Consider the following 21,224-nt stretch of genomic DNA (forward strand, 5'->3'; position numbering starts at 1 on the left):
AGGAGGGGCTTGAATGAGAGTACAAGGTGATCGTAATTTTATGAATCCAGTGGAAATTGTAATGCCAGTTCGTACCGCACTCGGCGATTCTGAGTGGACACGCATTATGTCTGAGGTTCGCTTGTATGAGCGTTATGAAGGAGACTTAAACGTATGGTCTGATTATAAAAAACCAGACAATCTCGACTACGAACCTACGAAAATACAACTTGATTATCCTCAAAAAATCGTAAACATGATTGCAGCGTGGCAATTTGAAAAAGAACCGAAAGTCACAGTTCCTCCTGATGTGATAGACGATCCAGCTCTTATGATTCAATCAGGATATGAACCTAGTGAGGAGCAACAAGCAGAAAACAGTAGAGCGAAGGCGAAGGAACGGTTATTAACATGGGTTTGGGATGACAACCGAATGCATGAGAAGTTATTAGCAGCAGCGAAAGACCGTGCTATTTCAAAAACTGGTGTGTATGCCCGTCTTCACTACGATAAACGTCGTGGTGAATTTAAGATTATTTGGCATCCATCAACAGAAGTTATTGCAAAGTATAGCGACTGGGATATAGACCAACTGGAAGAGATTCATTTTATTGCATGGCTTGATGAAGAACAAACGAAAATGTGGAAATTATCGTATTACTTAGTTTGGCATGAAGAAGCTGGTGAGTACGACTGTGAAATTGAAGAGGCTGTATACAACGGTGACTTAGAAAAACAAGAGGATAGGGTTGAGCGCTCATCAATGGGCATCGATTTTATTCCCGTTGTACCAGTGCCGACTGAAAAGCTCAGTAAGCGAACTACAGGTTATAGTGAGCTTGAAAAAACGATTAAGCTTTCTGACGAAATCGACAAAAAAATGTCTGATTACTCGGATGCGCTACGTTTTGAAATGTTCGCCATTACGTTACTAACGAATGTAGACGAGGATCCAAAGAATCCACTTCAAGTTGCACCAGGTGCGAAATGGGATTTAGGTGATGGTGCGGAAGATGCAGGTGAACCAAGCGCTAAAAAGCTAGAAAGTGGATTCCGATTTAAAGAAACCATTGAAGCGTATCTGGACCGATTGCAAAAACGCCTACATGAAAAAGCAGAAGTACCAATGGTGAATACGGCTGATATGAATACAGGTGGTATAAATGACATGGCCGTACAGCTTTTATTTAGTAATATCATTTCTAAAACACAACGCTCATGGGTGATATGGCAGTCCCGTCTACAAACCTTAAATGAGTATATTTTACGTTATATGAAAGCTAGGAAGGATGACTCCAAATTCAAATACGATAAAGAAATGTTAGCAAAAGTAGATAACTATTATGCTAGTAAGATTATTTTCGGTTTACCGTTACCGCAAGATCAAAAAGCACTTATCGAACAGTTAGGCGATGAAATTTCAAACGAAATCGAATCAATTAAAGGTGCGATTACGAGAAGTGGTAAAGAAAATGCGGAACAAAAGTTCATGGAGATTATGCAAGAGCGGATGTTGAAAAGACAGTCTCAGGATCCGTATAACGAAAAGTAATACTTGCCTTACGAAATGGCGCTATAAACTTTCGGAAATTATAGCCGACAGGCTCAAAATGGAGGATTTGCTAATGGAATACGCAAAACAAGCTACAGCATTAAAGTATTTTGTAGAAAAAGTACAAAAAACACCTAAGTTCCCACTTCGGTTAGACCTTCAGTTTTTCTCTGATGGTAGTTCGGGTGATGATCCTGACAAAAAGCCTGTTGGTACTGATGACCCACCAAAAACTTTTACGCAAGAGGAGTTAGATGAAATCGTTAAGAAACGCTTAGAGCGCGAGCGTAACAAGTCAGCAGAACAATACGGCGACTACGATGACGTAAAAGCAAAGTTAGCAGAATACGAAAAAGCTGAAGAAGAGCGTAAAAAGCAAGAAATGACGGAAATTGAACGTTTGCAGGCTGAAAAAGAAGAAGCTGATAAAAAGGCATTAGAGGCTTCCGAAGCGGCGCAAAAAGCACAAGAAAAAGCCAATACTCGTATTTTAAACACTGAAATTAAGAGCGTTGCACGTGCTTTTGATGCGAATGATCCAGGTGACGTATTGGCGCTTTTAGATAAGTCGACCATTCAACTTGATGAGAATGGAAATTATCAAGGAGTTGAAGAGGCTGTTAATGCGCTAAAGGAAAGCAAACCTTGGATGTTCAAGAAAGTTGTGGGAGCTGATGCAGCTGGTGGGGCGAATCCAGGAACAAATCCGAGAGCAAATGAAATTCTTGCTTTAGAAAAAGAGCTAGAAGAGGCGAAAACAAAGGCGTTAAAAAATTCAAAGTATGCGGGCGAGGTAACTCGTATTTATAACAAGTTGTTAGAAGCAAAATCTAAGAAATAACGGATCGTTGATTAAAAGTCAGCGATTTTTTAATTTAAAAAATTTGAGGGGGCTACAAATATGCCAGTACCAACTACGTACGAATTTCAACAACAAGTAAGACAAATGCAAGCGAATGTGGATTTAATTCTTACGAAAGCACCTGTTCTTTTCGGATTAATTGGTGTAGGAGACGCTTTAACACAAACTAAATTTGAATGGCAGAACGACTATTTAAACTCTGATACAGGTATTGTAAAAACTGCCGCAGCTGTTGGGGATACGGACCTAGTTTTAGAAAAAGGCGAGGCTCGTAAATTCACTGAAAATGCTCTGGTACAAAACGGATTAGAAGTGTTACGTGTAGTAAGTGTCGATGAAAACGCGGATAAAATCACTGTGCAACGTGGTTACGATAGTACGAAAGCGGAGGCAATTACAGCTGGTGGTGAATTAAAAGTCATAGCAAGACCGAGACCAGAAGGTGAAGATGCTTTCCGTAAGAATGAGATCAATGACCGTTTGGTGTCACATAACTTCTCACAAATCTTTTCAAGATACGCATCTGTTTCACGTACACAACAACAAGTGAACACATACGGCGTATCAAACGAATTAGATTATCAAGTAAACTTGCGTTTACAAGAGATGATTCGTGAAGCTAACACTTCTCTAATCTATGGTCGTAGAAATGTTGGCTCTCCAACACAACCACGTACTACAGGTGGTTTATTTGCATTTGCGGGTATTGAAGGTTCACATAAGCAAGACTTTAAAGGGAACGAAATTGCGGCAAAACCTTTAAATGACGCTGTAGAACAAGTATTTACTCGAGGTGGTTCAGCAAATACGATTCTATGTGGACCAAATATCGCGCGACAAATTACAAAGCTTGGTGGGGATACAATTCGTACTACACGCCAAGATACCGCAGCAGGTTACCAAATCTTATCATTTGTTTCCGACTTACCTGGTGGAGCGATTTCTAGTGTTGTAGTTGATTTAAATATGCCTAAAGATCGTGCGTTACTTCTTGATACAGAAAAAGTAAAGGCACGTTACTTAACTCCAATTTATGATCAAGATGCTACACCAAATGGTGCTGACTACTTCTCTCGTGTCATTCGTGGGGAATTTGGATTTGAAGTTAAGAATGCGAAAGAGTCTATCGCTGTTCTTGAAAATATCTCTAAAACAATGGCTTAGGAAGTGGATAAAATAGGCGATTTGAGGGGTTGTTTGTTGTAGCGATTAAAGTTATTAGGTCATAGTTTAAAGCATATTGAATAAAAGGAGTGCATAACTATGACAAATTACTATGATTATGGCTATGACTACGATCAATTTACAGCCCAGAACTCATATGAAATTTCTAGACCTCAATACTCACATTATGGCTATGATCAGTATATGTTTCCGTATCAGAATTCATATGAATCGCCTAGGCCTCAATATTCACACTCGAGTCATTACCCTCAACAGCATTACACTCAAGGGCAAGGGGCAACGATGTATTTAATTACCCCAAAAACTATAAATGATCATCTCAATGCAGGACGAAGAGGTCATTGTTTTTCTAGTTTTTGGGGAGGGAGAGAACATACTTTTGTACTTATGAATTTACAAGCTGATGGCACTGTGGAGATTTTGGAGAATGGTCAACCTGGTGCAGTTCATAGTAATGATATGCAGGGATTAACATATTTAGGATCTTCATGTCCATCTTCGGGCCCAGGCGGAGGCCCAGGTTGGTGGCCACATTGCCATTGGGTCCAAACACCTTGGGGATGGAAAAAGGTTTGCCATTAAAAAGGTAGCTAAAATGCTACCTTTTTTTATTTTGAGAGGAGTGTTATAAATGCCTATTTCTGAAAATCAAGCACAACGTTTAAACAGATCGATGCCGATTGCGAAAGACACATCACTTGGCACTATTATTAAAGATTTACAAGACAAAACAAGTCAGATTCCTAAAAAGGTCGATAAACAACCAGATAGTACAGCAACTGACGTAGCGGGTGTAGTAAAAGACTTAAACGCCCTTATTGCAAAGTTAAAAGCTGCAGGAATTATGACGCCTTAACAAAATATAGTGACGGGGGTGACGCCAAATGAAGGTGTCGGAAAGGTTGGAGAGTCGGTTAGCAAAAGTTCCAAAAGTAACTCCGGAAGACATCGGAAATTGGCTAGCTGAAGCCGAAACTGAGTCAGAATTAACCGAAGAATTAAACGCAAATGCTGTTTTTTATCTTGCCCTGTCATTTGCTTATGAATCGATTGCGGCAGATGCAGCGCGCTATTTTTCTTATACAGATGGTGAAGAATCGGTTGATAAATCGATGATTTTTGCAAACTATAAGAAGTTATCAGCGGACGCGCTTAAAAAGTACAGGAAGTATCGACGGGGAAAAGGTACTCACCAAACATTTGCTAAACGGGCAGATGGGAGATGATTACATGAGCGATTCTCAACAAGAGATGGATGTGGCGCTCAATACCATTTCCGAAGAATTTAAAGAGGAGCACGAAAAACAAGTTTCTGATACTGTAAAGGCCATTATCCTAATACGTTTGTTTTTAGTTGATTTATTGAATGACTATCAAAAGGATGGAATCGTGAAGCGTAGTAGGTTAAATGCGTTATTACGAGACCTTACTTTATACGAAAAAGAATTTCGTAAACAAGCAGAGCGATCATTCCATACATTGATTGAAAACACGTCGAAATGGACCACATCAAAATTATCAGAAGCAGGTTTGGACGTGAAATCTATAACTGCAGTAAATAAGCAAATTATTCAAGGGGCTATAAAAAGACCTGGTGAAGATGGCTTAGTTCTGTCTGATCGTGTATGGAATTTATCTGGAGATATGAGAGATCGATTAAGTAGTGTCATTCGTCCATCTGTATTAAAGGGCGAGAGCATTACAATGATTTCTCAAAAGATAAAAGAAGTACACGACAATGAGAAATGGAAGGTTGAGCGTGTAGCAATTTCTGAGAGTACTAACACGTACCGAGCAGCTACTATACAGAATGGATTAGAAAGTGAAATTGTGGCAGGGTATCAAATTATTGATAATGGCCATCGCCACAGAAACCACTCAAAGCATATGTGTTACAAGCTAGCAAGACGTGATGCATACGGTTTAGGAACTGGGAAGTATCCGAAAAATATTCCGGAAAGTCTTATGAATCAATTAATAAGCCCACATCCACAATGTTCGTCACGGCTGAACTACTTAATAAGCGAGGAGGTGTAGCAATTGCTTACTGAAGATGATATTAAAGAGATTCGCGAAAATCGTGAAATGATTGAGCAGGGACGTAGAGAACCGGTGATTTTATACATTAAAGGGGTTTCTGTAAAGGATCCAATTACAGGAGAAGAGATGCAAGGTGAACCTCAAAAAGAAAACGTTCAATTAGTTTGGAAGAAATTCACGTCAGTGGAAAAGACGAAGTTTGCTGATCTCGATGTTAAAAAAGGAGAGGCACTTGTTACATTTCCTCTTAATGTGGACTTAGAGAACATTGAAAAAATTGAACGTAAAGGTGTTTTTTATGTTATCGAACTTATCGATGAACGAGGGCTTGGTGGAGTAAACCGTCGTGAGGTTATTGTAAAGAGGGTGATTTGATGAGGGTTAAAGTTGTTGTTAAAGGGCAAGCAGCTGTGTTAAAAGCACATAGTCCCAATAGATACAAAAAACAAATTGAACAAACGGTAGAAAAACATACACGATTACAGGCTAATCAAGCCTCTAATCGAGCGCCGATATTACACGGTCCTTTATCTGAAAGTATTCCTGCAAGTGTAAAGATGGTAGTCGGTGCGAGAATTATTGGTACGTATGGATCTCCTCTTATTTACGCGGCGGTACAAGAATTTACGCACAAAACCAAAAAAGGTTTTATGCGTAAAACAGCATTTGAAGGTGAGCAACCATTTGTTGAGGATATAAGCAAAACTGTTCAACGTGTAGCGAAGGGGCATTAATTATGTTGAATGATGTAATGTATTCATTAAAAAAGTTGCTGGATGTTTTTGCTCCTACTACATGGATATACGATGGTGTTTCTGTATCAGGAAAAGACAAACCCTTCATTACCATTGAGGATTTGTCTGGAACAATTAGCAGGTACTCAAAGGAGAATTTCTCACGTAATCATCTGATACAAGTAGGTGTGTATGCAGATAAAATTTTTGATAGGAACGATTTGCAAGATAGAATAATTAACCGATTCGAAAAGGGTTCAATTGACTTGTACGATACAAGTAAAAAGAATCCAGAACGAATCGGTTTTTTTAATGCAAAAGTAAAGGGTTTTGAACCACTGTCTCAAAAAGACGTTGAGATTTTAACAGCGAAACATTTGAGTTTTATTACTATAACAATCAGAAATTAGAGGGGGACTAAAAATGGCAGAAGTGAAAAAAAGTAATGCACCTGAGTTTAAAGGTGCCGAAACACTTTACTTGATTGACATTCCGCAACCTGATGGAAAAACTACAAAAACAGTTCGATTTTTTAACCAAACGTCAGGTTCACGATCAATTGAGGCTGGAGAAATCGAGTTGAAAACAAAAGATAAGAGTGGATCTGATTACGGTGACGTAACACAATCAGCTAGCATTGAAGGGATTTGTACTGAAGGTGACGAGGGACTTGATTATGTAGAAGAAGCAATTCTTAATAAAGTTTTAGTAAGAATTCATGAAGTTAACCTACGTAGTGCAACCGCTTCTGAGTTTAAAGTTAAATCAGGAACATACATGTTGAATAGTTTGGAACTTTCTCATGAAAATGAGGAGTACTCAAAGTATTCTATTGGCTTAAAATTAAATGGGAAAATTTCTAAAGGGACGCTTAATAAAGTACCTGAAGGTGCGCCTTCTGGTGATGTAGCTACACCAGGAGCGTAATAGTAAGTCTATTTATTAATAATTAAGAATGTTTATGGGGGTGGGGATTTTTGGATATATCTAAAATCGAAAAAATTGCAATCGCATCTTCAATTCTTTCAACATTCGGAGAGGATGCTTTGGCTCCTCACGTTGATTTAAATCGCTTATCAGAATTATGTGAGGAATCGACTCGAAATTCAACAGCGAGACAATGTGGTGAAGCGACAATTAGTGTTTTAAATAAAATTATTGATAGTTTATCAGAAAAAATGCAAGGGAATGAAGAGGGGATGAAACATAGTCTAGTAACTACCATTAACAACAATAGTAAAACTTCAGTTGTGGATCAAAACGTAGAACGGATTTTGGTTAGAGCCGATAAACTCGCTATTGAAGGTGATAACAAATGAAATTAAGCAAACAAGAGCAAGCGGTCGTTATAGGCAATACAATTATGATGCTTGGTGGGCATGAAGAGGTAACTAATTATGTCGATCCTCAGAAGTTGGCCAAAGTAAGTGATATTCACAATGAGTTATACGATAATACAACCCCGCGCGAGCGAAGAGAAGCAATGATTAGTTTGCTTAATAAAACAATGGATGAATTTGTGGGAAATAAATAATTAAGATTTGAATAAGCGTTCATATAGACGCTTTTTTATTTTGAACAAAAAATAATTGGAGGTAATTATTATGGCTGAAAAATCATATACGCGTTTCGTAATTAATGGTAAAGAACAAGAACTGAAATTCTGTTTACAGGCACTGAGGTTATTAGATGAAAACGGCGGGCCGATGCAATTCGTTTCCCAAACCATGCAGGGCGGAATTACTAATTTCACGGATGTGGTTTATTACGCACTGATTCATACAAATGAGGGAATCACGTATGAAGCTGTACAGAAAGAGATTGAAAATATGTTTAATGCTGAAAAACTAGACCTTGATGAAATTCTAAAGTACAACAAAGCAGTTGTGCTAAATAGTTTTTTCTTCCAGAAGACAGTGAAGAAACTTCTAGGGACAATGACAGCGGAACAACAGAAATCGTTCGAGAACCTGTACGCATAAATATTGATGAATTGCAAGGTGAGTGTTTTCGTTTTTTTAATATGACCACCTTGCAATCTTGGCGTATTAGTCTCAAGGAGTATCACCTTATGTTGAACGGATATAAGGAACAACTACTTGATAAGTACGAGTTTGCAAGTGTACAAGCTTTGTTTAATCGAAATGCTCAAAGTGACAAAATCAAGTCATTAGCGGATATATATACCCGTCCAGAAAGTGTTCGTGATATTGAAAAACAAGCAAATGAACGGAAAGAAGTAGTTGAAAAAATTCAAAGAAACGAATCGTTCTTTGATCAAATAGAATCAATGATTAGAAGTCAAATACAAGAAGAGGAAGGGTAGGTGAGGTGAATGAGCCAGAACAAGGTAGAAACTCAGGTGATTGCAGACATATCTAATTTAATAAGTAACCTTGGAAGAGCTACACAAGCATGGAATACATTTTTTCAGCAGATTAGTAGACCACCTCCTATCCCACCAGCTCCACAACCGCCGTCACCTCCACCATTACCACCAGCGCCACCAGCACCACCGCCTCCTGATTATTCAGGGTGGCGTGCTAGATTTCAAGAAGTAGGTAATCAAGCAATTGAAATGGGCCGACGTGTACAGCAAACAGGGCAAACAATGCAAAATGCATTTGGTCCTGCCGCTGCAGCGTCGGCTTTTGCTTTAGGGAGTATGATTCAAAAGTCACGAGAATTTGAATCACAAACTCGTAAAGCGGCAGTTTTAACTGCAGGTGACTACGGTCAAGTGAAGAAAGCGATTCTTGATATGGCAAAGGATTCTGTGTATTCAACAGGGCAGGTAGCAGCGGCTTTTGCTGAAATGGGTGCGAAAGGTTTCGATTCGGCTCAAGCAACGTCCGCATTACCTGGTGTGTTGAGTGCAGCGGCTGCATCAGGCGAAGACCTGGGAATGGTTGCTGATACGATTACGTCAGCTTTAAACTCATTTGGTATGGAGGCAAGTCAAAGTACACATGTTGCTGATGTTCTAGCAACAGCCGCAAACGCAACAGCTGCAGGCGTAGGAGATATGCAATACGCTTTTAAATATGCGGCGGGTCCTGCAGCTCAATTAGGCATATCGATGGAAGAACTAGCGGCTTCTGTTGGTATTATGTCAAATAGCGGTATTAAAGGGGAGACCGCTGGTACAGCATTACGTGCATCTTTACTACGTTTAGTTAAACCGCCAAAAGCAGCGGCGAATGAGTTAAAACGACTTGGCGTATCTATTACGGATCAACAAGGTAATATGAAACCATTGTCCCAAATTATTGGTGAGTTGAAATCAGGAATGGAAGGTATGACAAGTGCACAAAAAGGTGCGGCGTTAGCAACAATATTTGGGACAGAAGCTGTATCAGGTATGATGGCACTTGTAGTAGCGGGACCTGAAAAGATTGAAGCTTTAACACAATCCTTAGTGAAATCGGACGGTGCTTCTAAAAAAGCTGCGGACTCTATGCTTGAAGGATGGGCCGGAGCACTGACGAAAATGGAATCATCTCTTGATGCTGCAGCACGTGCATTTACTGATGCATTAGCTCCTGCATTAATGGCTGTAGCTGGAGTAGTTGAAACCTTAGCAAATGCGTTTATGAAATTACCAGCTCCTGTGCAGACGGTGATTGCTTCCGTAGTAGCATTTACTACGGCTTTTTTAGTTATAGCAACGGTAGCGGGTATTGTTATTAACGCAATCGGCGGTGCAATTATCACTCTCGGTCAACTTATGCTATGGATGTCGGGAACATCAAAAGGTGCGGTAATGCTGCGGGCTGCTTTGTCAGCACTAAGAGCCGGATTTGCATTATTGTTAGGACCGGTTGGTGCGGTTATTGCAATTCTAAGCTTAGTGGGGGTAGCGCTAGTCCAATTATACAAACATAACGAGACTTTCCGAAATGCTGTGAATAATGCGTGGGAATCAATAAAAAATGGGACAGTAGCAGCTGTTGAGGCTATGAAAGCTGCTTTTGATTCTTTAGGTTCTTATCTCGGGACAATACCGGAAAAATTTTCAGCAATGGGTACAGCAATTAGCGCAGCGTTAGAGGCAGGGTTAATTAAAGTAGGACAGGTGTTTTCTGGTTTTGCAACAGCTGTAGAGATTTCGCTAACTGTAATAAAATCGAAAATTAGTGAATTTGGTCAGGGAATAGGTGGTGCGTTTAGTTCAGCAATATCAGGACTTAGTTCAGCATTTGCTGGAATTGGATCAGCTCTTTCTCCAGTAATTGATTTTATCAAAATGTCTTTTTCCTCAATAGGAAATACGATAGCCACTTTAACACCATTAATTGTACGTTTAGGTTTATCGTTTTTAGGTGTTTCAGGCCCCGTAGGATGGGTAATCGCTATTGTAGCTTCTTTAGGTGCTACGATATTTAAATTGATCAATACAAATGATCAAGTGAAGTCTGCTTTTATGTCGGCTTGGCAGTCTATACAATCGATTTTTAGTTCTGTGATATCTGCGATTTTGCCGGTTGTTCAGTCAATAGCTCAAGGGATTACACAAGCATTTGCACCACTTGCTCCTGAATTTGCGAAAACGGGACAAGTTATAGCAGAAAGCTTCGCTACACTTGGACCTGCTCTTTCTGAGCTAGGTGCGGCCTTTGGTGAGTTAGGTTCTACAATAGCTAGTTTGTTTAGTGAAGTAGTACAAGCTGTAGTACCGATAGCACTCGATTTATTCCGTTTGTTCGGAGAAACAATACAAGCCGTGGTACCTTTAGCATCTGATTTATTCAAACTTTTCGGTCAAGTGGTACAAGAAGTAATGCCTATGATTACTGAATTAATTCAGATGTTTGCTGATACGACAATAGAAATTATGCCAGTGATAACGGAGGCTATACAACAAGTAGCTCAAATTTTTACTGAGCTAGCATCTACAGTTTTACCGATATTCGCTCAAGCTTTTCAAACGGCATTCCCTATTATATTACAAGTAATCCAGGCGGCGTTTAGCATAGCAGGAATGTTGATTCAAGGATTTGGAGAGGTTCTATCAATCATAGCGACGTCAGTGATTCCGATCATCCTTCAGGCAGTACAAGCGGTATTCCCGGTAATAGCTGAGATTATAGCTGCTGCGATTTCCGTTGCGATTCCGATTATTCAATTATTAGGCCAGGTAATCTCTATCATAGCGACTACAGTTATCCCTTTAATTTTACAAATTGTTCAGGCGGTATTTCCGGTAATAGTTTCGATAATTCAAGCGGCGATTCCCGTAGCCACTGCGATACTAGAAGGTCTAGCGACAATAATAAAAGGCGTAGTGATCCCGGCGATTCAATTTATTTTGTCGATTGTCCAGGCAGTTTTTCCCGCTATTATGGGCGTAATAACCTCTGCTATTGGGGTAATCACCAACATAATAAAGCTTTTCACTTCAGTTTTAAAAGGAGATTGGAGTGGAGCGTGGAACGCGGTGAAAGGCATTACGTCGAGTGTAATGTCATTAATCGGAAATATCATCCAAGGGGCGATAAATTTAATTTCCGCGGTCGTGAATGGTGGGCTAAATTTAGTGAAATCTATTTTTTCTAGTGTTTTATCAGCGGTAGGTTCTCTAGTAAGTTCAATTTTTTCAGGTATATGTTCAGTCATTTCATCTGTTATGAACGCAGTAGGTAGCATCATTTCTTCAATTTGGAATGCAGCTAAGTCAGCGACTTCTAGTATCTTAAATGCTATCTATAACACAGTGACTCAAATTTTTAATAACGTGAAGTCTTTCTTGAGCGGAATTGACTTAGGGAGCATAGGAAAAAATATGATGCAAGGTCTCTTAAATGGTATAAGCTCTATGGCTGGGGCTATTTGGGACAAAATTACGGACATCGGAAATGGAATCAAAGATAAAATTTCAGGACTTTTATCGATTCACTCACCGAGTCGTTGGTTCAGGGATTTCATTGGTGTCAATATGATGAAAGGGTGGATTAATGGTATTGATGCAATGAAAGGCGCTGTACAAAGAACAACCGAACAAATGACTGAATGGATGAAACCGGAAGCTTTACAAGTAGAGACTGTATACGGAATGCCAAGAGGACTTGGTGCATACCAGACAGCTAGACCACAAGCAAGCTCAGGAAATACGGATGCCGGAACTGCTTCAAATTCTACAGCTAGTGAAAGACAACCTGCGTATATTAATATACAGCTTGGTAGACAAGAGTTTAATAGGTTCGTTGATGATATTACTGGAGAGCAAGAGGCTGTAAAAAAACGGAAAGATGTATTTTAAAGGAGGGTGGTATATTGTTAGTTTTTAATGAAATTAATTTAGAAGAATACTTTGAGCAAAAATACGAAAAAGGATTTTTTATGGTTAACGATGTAAGAGGTCGCGGAATTTTAAGTGACGAAATTAATGAGTTAACCGTACCTCACCGCCCAGGTTCATATTTTTTAAGTAAAAGGCCTCCCAAGAGAGTATTAGAAGTAGATTTCTCTCTTAAGGGAGTCTCTCTTTTTGAACTAAGGAAACGGATAGATGAATTGAATGGTCTATTAGATACAGAAGAACCTGTAAAAATTACCTTCACAGACGAACCGGATATTGTGTATTACGGGATTAAGGAATCTGTAGAGGAGACTTTAGAAAAATCTAATATTCATCAAGCAACTATTACACTAATATGTCCAATGCCGTATAAGTTAGGGAATGAGAAAACGGTTGACTTTGAAAATGACGGTCGAGGGTTAATAGCCAACATTCAAAATAAAGGCAGTGCGGAGTCAGAACCTATCATCGAAATTGAAGTTGAAAACCCTTCTACATTTTTAGATGTTTGGAATAAGAGCGTATATCTTCCAAACAAAGAAGATTATTTTCGGATTGGTTACCCGTTACAAGTAAACCAACTTCCAGTAGAGTGGAAACAACGTGTAATGTGGGATGAAATGTCTACTACAGTTGGATGGACAAGTGTATCACAGTTTGAAAACACTAAAGGTGGAGGTACATTCAAATCTAATGGACATCAATTTTATGTAGAAGATTATGGTGATCAGAATTACAAAGGGAATCATGGAGCGATTGCTAAAAAAAGCATTCCTAGTGGACCATTACAAGATTTTATAATGGATGCTTATGTAAGGTTCAACTGCAGTAGTTATGTACAAATGGGACAAGTAGAAGTGGCCCTACTGGATGAGACTAGTAAACCTGTAGTTCGATTGTCGCTAAACGATGTATATTGGGAGGCTGAAGAAACTTTTGGTGTTGCTAAGATTGCCTATCCAGGGCATCCAGCTGAACAAATGATGATCCATACGCGCGGTATGTATCCTTGGACGTGGAATAATTTTTACGGAAAGTTATGTGTTTACCGTATTGGGAATGAATGGGAGTTTTATATTGCGAAATTTGCGTACGGTACTGAGATTGATGATGCTGGAGCAAAAGCTCGTTGGGTAGACAAAGATGGGATCTTGATGAATAAAATTGCACAGGTACAAATTTCTATCTGTCAATGGTGGAATAATAATCCGGCTGTACTTATGACAGTTGATGATATTAAGATTTGGAAAGTTAACCAAAATACAAATAATAATCCTCCATATATTGTTGGAAAAGGAGATAAAGTGCAAATCGATACAGCAAAAAGTCTAGTTAGTATTAATGGTTCAAGTGCAATTAATCTGAAGGAATTATTCAGTGATTATCCTAAAATTACTAAGGGTCAGAATAAACTTGAAATTATGCCAGCAAATATCGGAACAGCAAAAGTTAAATATAGGGAGCGATTTCGATGAGAACACCAAGCGGATTACTTCATGTTGTTGATTTCAAAACAGATCAAATTCTATCCGCTATTCAACCAAAGGACTACTGGGAAGATAAGCGTCATTGGGAAATCAAGAATAACATTGATATGCTAGAGTTCAAAATTTTTGACGGTACTCCGCATGCAATTACATTACAACAGCAGAACTTGGTTTTAAAGGAAGTACGTGATGGTCGAATTGTTCCGTATGTTATTAATAATGAAGTAGAAAAAGATTCAAAGGATAGATCATTAACTGTACACTCTTCTGGTGCCTGGGTTCAAATCGCCAAAGATGGGATTATTAAACCTCAACGTATAGAGAGCGAAACAGTTAATACGTTTATTGATATCGCTCTTGCCGATTCAAAATGGCAACGTGGAATAACGGATTATTCTTCGTTCCACACGATGACGATCGATGAATTCATCGATCCCCTTACTTTTTTAAAGAAAATTGCAGCTTTGTTTGAATTGGAAATCCAATATCGAGTTGAAGTATCTGGTTCTCAAATTACTGGATGGTACGTCGATATGATAAATAAACGAGGGAGAGAAACAGGGAAGGAAGTAACCCTGGGAAAAGACTTAGTAGGCGTTAGACGCATTGAGCATTCCAGGGATATTTGTACCGCCTTAGTCGGATTTGTACGAGGTGAAGGTGAAGAACTTATCACGGTTGAGAGCATCAATAACGGACTTGTTTATATTACAGATAGTGATGCCTTTCAACGTTGGAATGCACATGGTAAACATAAATTTGGTTTTTACACTCCAGAAACAGAAGAACAAAATATGACACCAAAACGATTAATGACTTTGATGAAGACGGAATTAAAGAAGCGTGTCAATACTTCAGTTTCGTATGAAGTAGAGGCACAATCAATCGGTCGCATTTTCGGACTAGCACATGAACTAATCAATGAAGGCGATACAATCCGAATCAAAGATACAGGCTTCACACCTAAGTTATACCTTGAAGCAAGGGCAATCGCTGGTGATGAATCATATACGGATCCTTCGCAAGATAAATATGTATTTGGAGACTATCGAGAGATTATAGATTCGAACGAGGAATTACGAAAATTATATAACAAAATGCGTGCTTGGTTAGAGGGGAAGGCTAACAAGGAACTGTTAGAACAACTAGAAAAGTTGGCCGAAGAAGCAAAGAAAGAATCGGGAAAAGCTGTAAAGGAATCGCAAGAGGCTAAAGATATATCAGAGCAACTAAAAAAAAATATTGAAAATAATATGGTTAATATTATAGAAGGTAAAGAACCACCAACTACTGATCTTAAGCCAAACAAAACGCTATGGCGTGATATTAGTAATGGAAAGCCTGGTATTTTAAAAATATGGACAGGTACAGCTTGGGAATCGGTTGTTCCGGATACAGGACCATTACAAAAAGATATAAAGAATGCACAAACAGAAATTGATACTTTAAAAGAGACAATTGAAGATATACCTGATAAGACTTGGTTAAATCAGCAACTTGAAGGAAAGGCCAACAAAGAAGGTGTTTATACAAAAGATTGGGTAAACGAAAACCTTATTGGAAAGCAAGTGTACGAAACAAACCGTAAAGGTGATATAAAAGTATTAAATGAAACAAAAACGACTGCTGAACGCACAGCTGAAGAAATTAAAAATAAAGCAGAGAAAACGGAGATAACAACTCTAAACGATAATCTTAAACTAGTAAGTCAAACTGCTAATACTGCTAAACAGACAGCTGAATCTAACACTAACACCATTACAGAATTAAAAACTACTGTAAATAATATTTCTGTAGGTTCAATCAATTTAGCTAGCGGTTCAGAAACAGGGTTAAATAAACAGAACATGACTGGATCCTGGTCAGACAGTAAACAAATGATTTTATCGGATAAGGTCAACTATAGGAATAAAATTTTTACTATCTCATTTTTGTTTACTGGTAAAATGACAAAATTCAATACAAATGCTTGGTTTGGCGTAGAAACAGCGATAACGTATGCAGATGGAGAGCAAGAATGGCAATCTGTACGTGCTGAATCGCAAATAAAGATTAATGTAAATTATAAAGACGAACCACTATCAGTTACATTTAGAACAAAAGATAAAGATGTAACTCAAGTTAAATTCTATTACTCTGGGCGCAATATTGATGGGGATTTAAACTCACACCATGCAAAATTTGAAGAAGGTAACATACGAACTACATGGCAACTATCTAACGATGAAGTTACTTCTAAAGCAGATTTTACCCAAACAACTAATGAAATTCAACAAACAGTAAATACGAACTCAAAAACAATCTCGAAAGTACAACAAGATCAAGGTACAATGCAAACAACTCTAAATGAAGTGAAGCAGACCACAAATTCGAATTCTCTTAATATTAAAACGCTAACAGAAACACAAACAAATCAAGGAAAGCTCATTCAAGAAAACAAGAATGAAATTACGCAAACAAAAGACTCATTAAGTTCAAAGATTTCGGAACAGCAAATGAAAGCTTATATAGGGGCACTTGGTAGTATAAATCAATTCTTCAATACAGAGTTTAAGAAAAAAACAGTTGATGCTAATGGCAATATAACAAATGAGGTTGCTAGTACCGATAAGTGGACAGTAGCAGGAGTTGTATCAGGTGCTACAGTAACACCAGTAACAGACAGACGTCATGACGGTTATAACTCGGTCAGAATTGCAAATGCGGGGGCTACAGCAAATAGCTGGACTGGTATTGCTCAAAGTATTGGAGCCTCACAAAATAGCGGTGACTACGTATTGTCTGCATGGGTCTATGTAGTAGATAAAAACTTATTAGACCAAGGAGCGTGCGTTAAGCTTCAATTCTTTAATGGTTCAACCGCATTAGGTTATGAGCAAACTGAAATAAAAGAGTTATTAATTAATGGCTCCTGGATACTAGTTAGTGTAACCATTAAAGCTCCTGACGTTCCTGTAACTCGTTTGCAAGGAGATATATGGGTACGCCGTAATGGCACAATGTGGGTATCTCAACCGCAGCTACAGCAAGGAAAAGAACCATCTGTATACATGCCAAACCCAAAAGACGTTACCAACTATAAAGAATTGGTTGACTTAGTTGCGGATAAGGTTGCTAAAAGTGACTTTGATACAGTAACTACAAATATGCAGACAGAAATCCGGCAGAATACCGAGGAAATAGGTTTTCGTGCTAAAGCGACTGAAGTGTACTCAAAGACGGATGCGGACAAAAAATTTGCTTATGTTTTAGAAATGGAAGCGGCTTTTAGTTTAACAAATCAAAATATTAATTCTAGGGTTAAAAAAGGCGATGTTATATCCCAGATTAATCAATCAGCTGAGGAAATTCTAATTCAGGGGTCCAGAATTAATCTTATAGGATATGTAACAGCTGAGCATATCAAAGGGAAAGTTTTAGAAGGAGTAACACTTAAAACGAGTGGAAACAGATTTGTTGAAATAAATAAGCAAGACATGAAGATTTTCGATGCAGATAAGCCACGTGGCTATATAGGATTTATGGAAACAAATGATGGAAGTATTCAACCTTCACTCGTCCTTGGTTCTGACAATATTAAATACAGGGGTACAGGATCGTTTTATATTTATCAAGTCATGCCGCGAATTAATGGAGTCGATCAACCTTCTAAAGCATATGCAAAATTTGGGATTTCTAAAGGAGAAAATGCAGAAGGAACTAATATTTGGTCAAACTATATTCAAATGCATAATGACGGTGGACATCTGAGCGTATATTCAGATGGACAATTTCGTTTTCAAAACTTGAATAATATTATTTTTGAATCTGAAGGATGGGCTCCAGGATATGGTTACTTCTCTGTAACTACAACTGAGCCGCATATTTTTACAAATAACTCGGGGCAGTTTACTTTCAAAAGAAAAGGCAGTGACTATAAAATACATTTCGTAAACGGCGCCACCGATCATGATTTAATCATGGGTAATGCAATGATAAGGTCAAGTTTTGTACAAGGTTATAACAATGGCTTGCAGATTAAAGATATGATGGGTCAGGGATGGAAAGATATAGAATTAAGAACATTACGAGCGCAAGAGAATATTAGTGCTACTGGTCAAATGTGGGCGAAAGCATTTAACCCTACGTCAGCTAGAAACATGAAAGAGAATATAAAAGATATTCCTTTCAATGCTCTTGATAAAATCATGAGTTTAGCTATCAAACAGTACAATTTCAGAGACGACATGTATGATCTGTATCAAATGCGTGTGAACAAATCAGAGGAACAAACAGAACCATATACAACGAAAGATATCGAAACTTATTTCGGTATGATTGCTGACGATACGGACGATGTATTTACAGATAAAGAGAAACGGGCAATTAATTTATATAATACCGTTTCTCTTTTTATTGCAGCTTTCCAACAGCTGTATTATGAATTCATATTGTTAAAGGAGCAGGTTAAGCAGAATACCGAAGAGTTAAATGTAGTTAAAGAAGAAAATAAACAATTAAACAAGAAGGTTACTACATTAACAGATCAAGTTACGATACTTACAAGTAATGTGTCCACATTAACAGATTTATTTCAAAAATTTATAAGCGAGAAACCAGAGCAGCCATAAGCTGGTCTTTTTTTATTTTGCACAAAGTACGGCCTTGATAAAAAATGACTTTCATATATTCACAGTGAGAAGGGTTGTCTCATAGTATATAAAGATTGCTTTATGTAGATTCTAGAGGGATGTGAATATATGGAAGATGTTTATGCAAAGATTGATAGACTTAAATCAGAACAGAAAGAAATTATGCGTGATATTCGTAATATAGAAACTCGTACAACCATTAATGAAAAAGACATTTCAACAATTAATAAACAATTAGAAAAAATTAGCACAAATACAACTTGGATCTTAAGAATTGTGATTAGTGCAATAGTGATGGCAGTTCTAGGGTTAATATTAAAAGGCGGTATTTAGACTGTTTGTTTAAATGCACTTATGAAAGAGGGACAAGAGTCTCTCTTTTTATTTTGGAATGAGGTGGTCACAATGGAAGGGTTACAAGATGTAAGAAACGATGTTCAAGAAATCAAGCAAGAGATCAAGGATATTCGTTTAGAGATTAAAGGGTTAGAAATCCGAACAACGGGTAACGAAAAGGACATAATCAATATCAATAAGCAATTAGATAAGATTAGCGCTAATACAACTTGGATCTTGCGACTTATTGTAGGTGGAATTATAGGTGCGGCACTCACTTTCTTAATGAAAGGAGGTGGTATGTAATGTTTGAAATTACTGTAATGATTGGAATTGTAGTTGGTCTTTCACAGATTGGAAAAACAATTGGATTACAAACAAAATATGTTCCGTTATTAAATTTAACGCTTGGCCTTGTGCTAGGCGTATTATTTTTGGGCGGAGATATCAAAACAAATGTATTTCAAGGAATCATTATCGGACTGTCAGCAAGTGGATTATTTGACCACACAAAAATTATGAAAAAGGATGTTGATGCAAAATGAAAAAGACAATGAAACATATTACTTCGTTCCTTATGATTCTAGTACTTGCTGGTTCTTTTGCTACAAGTGCTCTTGCTGATAGAACGCTTATTATTCCTGATTTACCGAAACAACCATACCGTTATGGCATAGGTGCTTATGAGGGCGTTGTAGCGCATTCTACAGCAACTCCAGAAGCTCCAGCTATTAACATTCAAAAATATGAGTCTCGAACATGGAGAAATGCATTTGTTCATTATGCAGTCGATTGGGACGAAACAATCCAAATTGCTGACACAAAATACATTGCTTATGGTGGCGGTCCTGCTGCTAATAAACGATTTGTACATGTAGAGTTATGCGAAACAGCGGACTATACAAAATTCAAACGCAGCTATGACAAATATGTTAAGTTACTAGCTAAAATCTTACGTGACCGTGGGTTATCTGTAGAAAAAGGATTATGGACACATAGCGATGTAACTCATTACCTTGGCGGTACGGATCATGAAGATCCAATTGATTACTTAAAGTCTCATGGCGTTTCAGAAGCTCAATTTAGAGCAGACGTACAACGAGCATACAATAATTCTAGTGTGGATGTTTCTGTCCCTAAAAAGCCATCTAAACCAGCAGAAGTACCCACAGCAGTAACAGACGGTATCGCCTATATTGAAGGTTACAATGTTAATTTACGTAAAGGACCAGGTACAAGCTATTCTAAGATTCGTCAGTTAAACAAACCAGAATCGTATATTGTATGGGCTGAAAAGGATGGCTGGTTAAATCTTGGTGGAGATCAGTGGATTAAGAATGATTCATCTTATGTGAAGTTTAATAAGAAAAGCACAGTAGATTCTTCTATTGTTGGAAAGCGCGTTGTTTCAAAAGTTAACAATCTACGTTTCTATAACGCTCCATCTTGGCAGGATAGAGATGTTGCTGGCTCTGTAGATGCAGGATTAGGATTTACAATTGATGCGAAAGTAAATGTAAATGGTTCACCGCAATATAAAGTATACAATAGCAAAGGAAGAACATACTATGTAACAGCAAATGAAGCCTATGTATATGTGAAATAATGAAAAGATTCACCAATTTTTGAGAGGTGAACTTTAGTTTTTAACTTATTTTAGAATTAATGTTACTCCACACACATTGAATTTATAAAGAAAAAAGGATTATCATTTGTATTAGCTTATTTCCAGATTTGATATAAAAGTTAAATGAAAAATGAGACCTTTAATCGTAAAGTGTCTCATTTTTACACATTATATTTTTTAAGTTTACTTAATAACAATTATCGCCATTATGAATGGAACAATTGAATTGTAAATCATAACAGTTTAAATCAATCGTAATACATTGTTCAGCATTGAAATTAGCAAACGAATCAATTTGATAACCAAGTATAGCACAAGTACCCTTAATACAAATAATTCTAAATTTAGTTGGTTTATCTTTAAAGAAACAGTTAAGGGAAAGTGGTTTACCAGTTTTCTTATTAATTATTATAACATTATAGAATTTAGATAAATGAGGATTGAACTTAGTGGTGCTAGTACTGGTCGTACTGGTCGTGCTGGTGGTGCTGGT

Annotated in this window: 23 protein-coding genes; 22 read left to right on the forward strand and 1 reads right to left on the reverse strand. The window is 37.8% G+C overall.

The window, feature by feature from the left end; genetic code table 11:
- The first annotated feature begins 13 nt into the window (after positions 1–13).
- From K5S59_RS11865 to K5S59_RS11970, 22 genes are all read left to right on the forward strand, one after another.
- On the forward strand, positions 14–1,531 hold the full coding sequence (locus K5S59_RS11865) for a phage portal protein (protein WP_001265882.1): 1,518 nt from the start codon (positions 14–16) through the stop codon (positions 1,529–1,531).
- Between the two features lie 73 nt (positions 1,532–1,604).
- A complete protein-coding gene (locus tag K5S59_RS11870) occupies positions 1,605–2,372 on the forward strand; it encodes a phage scaffolding protein (RefSeq protein WP_000455458.1) in 768 nt (255 codons plus the stop codon).
- A gap of 60 nt (positions 2,373–2,432) precedes the next feature.
- Entirely contained in the window at positions 2,433–3,557 is a 1,125-nt protein-coding gene (locus tag K5S59_RS11875) for an SU10 major capsid protein (RefSeq protein ID WP_001145078.1), read from the forward strand.
- Positions 3,558–3,656: 99 nt separating this feature from the next.
- Complete coding sequence (locus K5S59_RS11880) at positions 3,657–4,160, forward strand: hypothetical protein (protein ID WP_000186508.1); 504 nt, start codon at positions 3,657–3,659, stop codon at positions 4,158–4,160.
- Between the two features lie 49 nt (positions 4,161–4,209).
- Complete coding sequence (locus K5S59_RS11885; protein WP_001122832.1) at positions 4,210–4,434, forward strand: head fiber protein; 225 nt, start codon at positions 4,210–4,212, stop codon at positions 4,432–4,434.
- A gap of 28 nt (positions 4,435–4,462) precedes the next feature.
- Complete coding sequence (locus tag K5S59_RS11890; protein WP_000868476.1) at positions 4,463–4,804, forward strand: hypothetical protein; 342 nt, start codon at positions 4,463–4,465, stop codon at positions 4,802–4,804.
- Positions 4,805–4,808: 4 nt separating this feature from the next.
- Positions 4,809–5,615 (forward strand): hypothetical protein, encoded by an 807-nt coding sequence (locus K5S59_RS11895; RefSeq protein ID WP_001285266.1) that lies wholly within the window; start codon positions 4,809–4,811, stop codon positions 5,613–5,615.
- 3 nt (positions 5,616–5,618) lie between these two features.
- Positions 5,619–5,993 carry a hypothetical protein gene (locus K5S59_RS11900; protein ID WP_000954646.1) on the forward strand — a complete coding sequence of 125 codons (375 nt, stop codon included), beginning with the start codon at positions 5,619–5,621 and terminating at the stop codon, positions 5,991–5,993.
- On the forward strand, positions 5,993–6,352 hold the full coding sequence (locus K5S59_RS11905) for a hypothetical protein (RefSeq protein ID WP_001264192.1): 360 nt from the start codon (positions 5,993–5,995) through the stop codon (positions 6,350–6,352). Before K5S59_RS11900 ends, K5S59_RS11905 begins: the two co-directional genes overlap by 1 nt.
- Positions 6,353–6,354: 2 nt before the next feature.
- Positions 6,355–6,762, forward strand: coding sequence for a hypothetical protein (locus K5S59_RS11910; protein WP_000930920.1), 408 nt, complete (start codon positions 6,355–6,357; stop codon positions 6,760–6,762).
- Between the two features lie 13 nt (positions 6,763–6,775).
- A complete protein-coding gene (locus tag K5S59_RS11915) occupies positions 6,776–7,279 on the forward strand; it encodes a phage major tail protein, TP901-1 family (RefSeq protein ID WP_000852561.1) in 504 nt (167 codons plus the stop codon).
- Between the two features lie 50 nt (positions 7,280–7,329).
- Positions 7,330–7,671: a hypothetical protein gene (locus tag K5S59_RS11920; RefSeq protein WP_000355283.1), complete on the forward strand. Its 342-nt coding sequence runs from the start codon at positions 7,330–7,332 to the stop codon at positions 7,669–7,671.
- On the forward strand, positions 7,668–7,886 hold the full coding sequence (locus tag K5S59_RS11925) for a hypothetical protein (RefSeq protein WP_000777417.1): 219 nt from the start codon (positions 7,668–7,670) through the stop codon (positions 7,884–7,886). Before K5S59_RS11920 ends, K5S59_RS11925 begins: the two co-directional genes overlap by 4 nt.
- A 70-nt stretch (positions 7,887–7,956) precedes the next feature.
- Complete coding sequence (locus K5S59_RS11930; protein WP_000818630.1) at positions 7,957–8,334, forward strand: tail assembly chaperone; 378 nt, start codon at positions 7,957–7,959, stop codon at positions 8,332–8,334.
- Positions 8,335–8,423: 89 nt separating this feature from the next.
- Entirely contained in the window at positions 8,424–8,678 is a 255-nt protein-coding gene (locus K5S59_RS11935; protein WP_000931847.1) for a hypothetical protein, read from the forward strand.
- A gap of 36 nt (positions 8,679–8,714) precedes the next feature.
- Entirely contained in the window at positions 8,715–12,611 is a 3,897-nt protein-coding gene (locus K5S59_RS11940) for a phage tail tape measure protein (RefSeq protein ID WP_220784053.1), read from the forward strand.
- A gap of 14 nt (positions 12,612–12,625) precedes the next feature.
- Complete coding sequence (locus tag K5S59_RS11945; protein WP_000959910.1) at positions 12,626–14,125, forward strand: distal tail protein Dit; 1,500 nt, start codon at positions 12,626–12,628, stop codon at positions 14,123–14,125.
- Positions 14,122–18,747, forward strand: coding sequence for a phage tail spike protein (locus K5S59_RS11950; protein WP_001260206.1), 4,626 nt, complete (start codon positions 14,122–14,124; stop codon positions 18,745–18,747). The genes K5S59_RS11945 and K5S59_RS11950 overlap by 4 nt, the downstream gene beginning before the upstream one ends.
- A 129-nt stretch (positions 18,748–18,876) precedes the next feature.
- On the forward strand, positions 18,877–19,101 hold the full coding sequence (locus K5S59_RS11955; protein ID WP_000390459.1) for a hemolysin XhlA family protein: 225 nt from the start codon (positions 18,877–18,879) through the stop codon (positions 19,099–19,101).
- Positions 19,102–19,173: 72 nt separating this feature from the next.
- Positions 19,174–19,410 (forward strand): hemolysin XhlA family protein, encoded by a 237-nt coding sequence (locus tag K5S59_RS11960; protein WP_000398731.1) that lies wholly within the window; start codon positions 19,174–19,176, stop codon positions 19,408–19,410.
- Positions 19,410–19,649 (forward strand): hypothetical protein, encoded by a 240-nt coding sequence (locus K5S59_RS11965; RefSeq protein WP_000461729.1) that lies wholly within the window; start codon positions 19,410–19,412, stop codon positions 19,647–19,649. The genes K5S59_RS11960 and K5S59_RS11965 overlap by 1 nt, the downstream gene beginning before the upstream one ends.
- Entirely contained in the window at positions 19,646–20,710 is a 1,065-nt protein-coding gene (locus K5S59_RS11970) for an N-acetylmuramoyl-L-alanine amidase (protein ID WP_000753394.1), read from the forward strand. The genes K5S59_RS11965 and K5S59_RS11970 overlap by 4 nt, the downstream gene beginning before the upstream one ends.
- 208 nt (positions 20,711–20,918) lie before the next feature.
- Here the strand turns inward: K5S59_RS11970 and K5S59_RS11975 are convergent.
- Positions 20,919–21,224 (reverse strand): hypothetical protein (locus K5S59_RS11975; protein WP_207303671.1); only part of this gene is annotated, 306 nt, incomplete at its 5' end.

This window comes from Bacillus sp. BML-BC051, from assembly GCF_019656175.1.
GTDB classification, from domain to species: Bacteria; Bacillota; Bacilli; order Bacillales; family Bacillaceae_G; genus Bacillus_A; species Bacillus_A mobilis.

What these genes read in the sequence shown, in the direction of transcription:
- K5S59_RS11905 (WP_001264192.1), top strand. Translation starts at nt 5,993, where the DNA reads ATGAGGGTTAAAGTTGTTGTTAAAGGGCAAGCAGCTGTGTTAAAAGCA.
- K5S59_RS11870 (WP_000455458.1), top strand. Translation starts at nt 1,605, where the DNA reads ATGGAATACGCAAAACAAGCTACAGCATTAAAGTATTTTGTAGAAAAA.
- K5S59_RS11925 (WP_000777417.1), top strand. Translation starts at nt 7,668, where the DNA reads ATGAAATTAAGCAAACAAGAGCAAGCGGTCGTTATAGGCAATACAATT.
- K5S59_RS11880 (WP_000186508.1), top strand. Translation starts at nt 3,657, where the DNA reads ATGACAAATTACTATGATTATGGCTATGACTACGATCAATTTACAGCC.
- K5S59_RS11930 (WP_000818630.1), top strand. Translation starts at nt 7,957, where the DNA reads ATGGCTGAAAAATCATATACGCGTTTCGTAATTAATGGTAAAGAACAA.
- K5S59_RS11965 (WP_000461729.1), top strand. Translation starts at nt 19,410, where the DNA reads ATGTTTGAAATTACTGTAATGATTGGAATTGTAGTTGGTCTTTCACAG.
- K5S59_RS11865 (WP_001265882.1), top strand. Translation starts at nt 14, where the DNA reads ATGAGAGTACAAGGTGATCGTAATTTTATGAATCCAGTGGAAATTGTA.
- K5S59_RS11935 (WP_000931847.1), top strand. Translation starts at nt 8,424, where the DNA reads ATGTTGAACGGATATAAGGAACAACTACTTGATAAGTACGAGTTTGCA.
- K5S59_RS11885 (WP_001122832.1), top strand. Translation starts at nt 4,210, where the DNA reads ATGCCTATTTCTGAAAATCAAGCACAACGTTTAAACAGATCGATGCCG.
- K5S59_RS11915 (WP_000852561.1), top strand. Translation starts at nt 6,776, where the DNA reads ATGGCAGAAGTGAAAAAAAGTAATGCACCTGAGTTTAAAGGTGCCGAA.
- K5S59_RS11960 (WP_000398731.1), top strand. Translation starts at nt 19,174, where the DNA reads ATGGAAGGGTTACAAGATGTAAGAAACGATGTTCAAGAAATCAAGCAA.
- K5S59_RS11895 (WP_001285266.1), top strand. Translation starts at nt 4,809, where the DNA reads ATGAGCGATTCTCAACAAGAGATGGATGTGGCGCTCAATACCATTTCC.
- K5S59_RS11955 (WP_000390459.1), top strand. Translation starts at nt 18,877, where the DNA reads ATGGAAGATGTTTATGCAAAGATTGATAGACTTAAATCAGAACAGAAA.
- K5S59_RS11890 (WP_000868476.1), top strand. Translation starts at nt 4,463, where the DNA reads ATGAAGGTGTCGGAAAGGTTGGAGAGTCGGTTAGCAAAAGTTCCAAAA.
- K5S59_RS11970 (WP_000753394.1), top strand. Translation starts at nt 19,646, where the DNA reads ATGAAAAAGACAATGAAACATATTACTTCGTTCCTTATGATTCTAGTA.
- K5S59_RS11950 (WP_001260206.1), top strand. Translation starts at nt 14,122, where the DNA reads ATGAGAACACCAAGCGGATTACTTCATGTTGTTGATTTCAAAACAGAT.
- K5S59_RS11910 (WP_000930920.1), top strand. Translation starts at nt 6,355, where the DNA reads ATGTTGAATGATGTAATGTATTCATTAAAAAAGTTGCTGGATGTTTTT.
- K5S59_RS11875 (WP_001145078.1), top strand. Translation starts at nt 2,433, where the DNA reads ATGCCAGTACCAACTACGTACGAATTTCAACAACAAGTAAGACAAATG.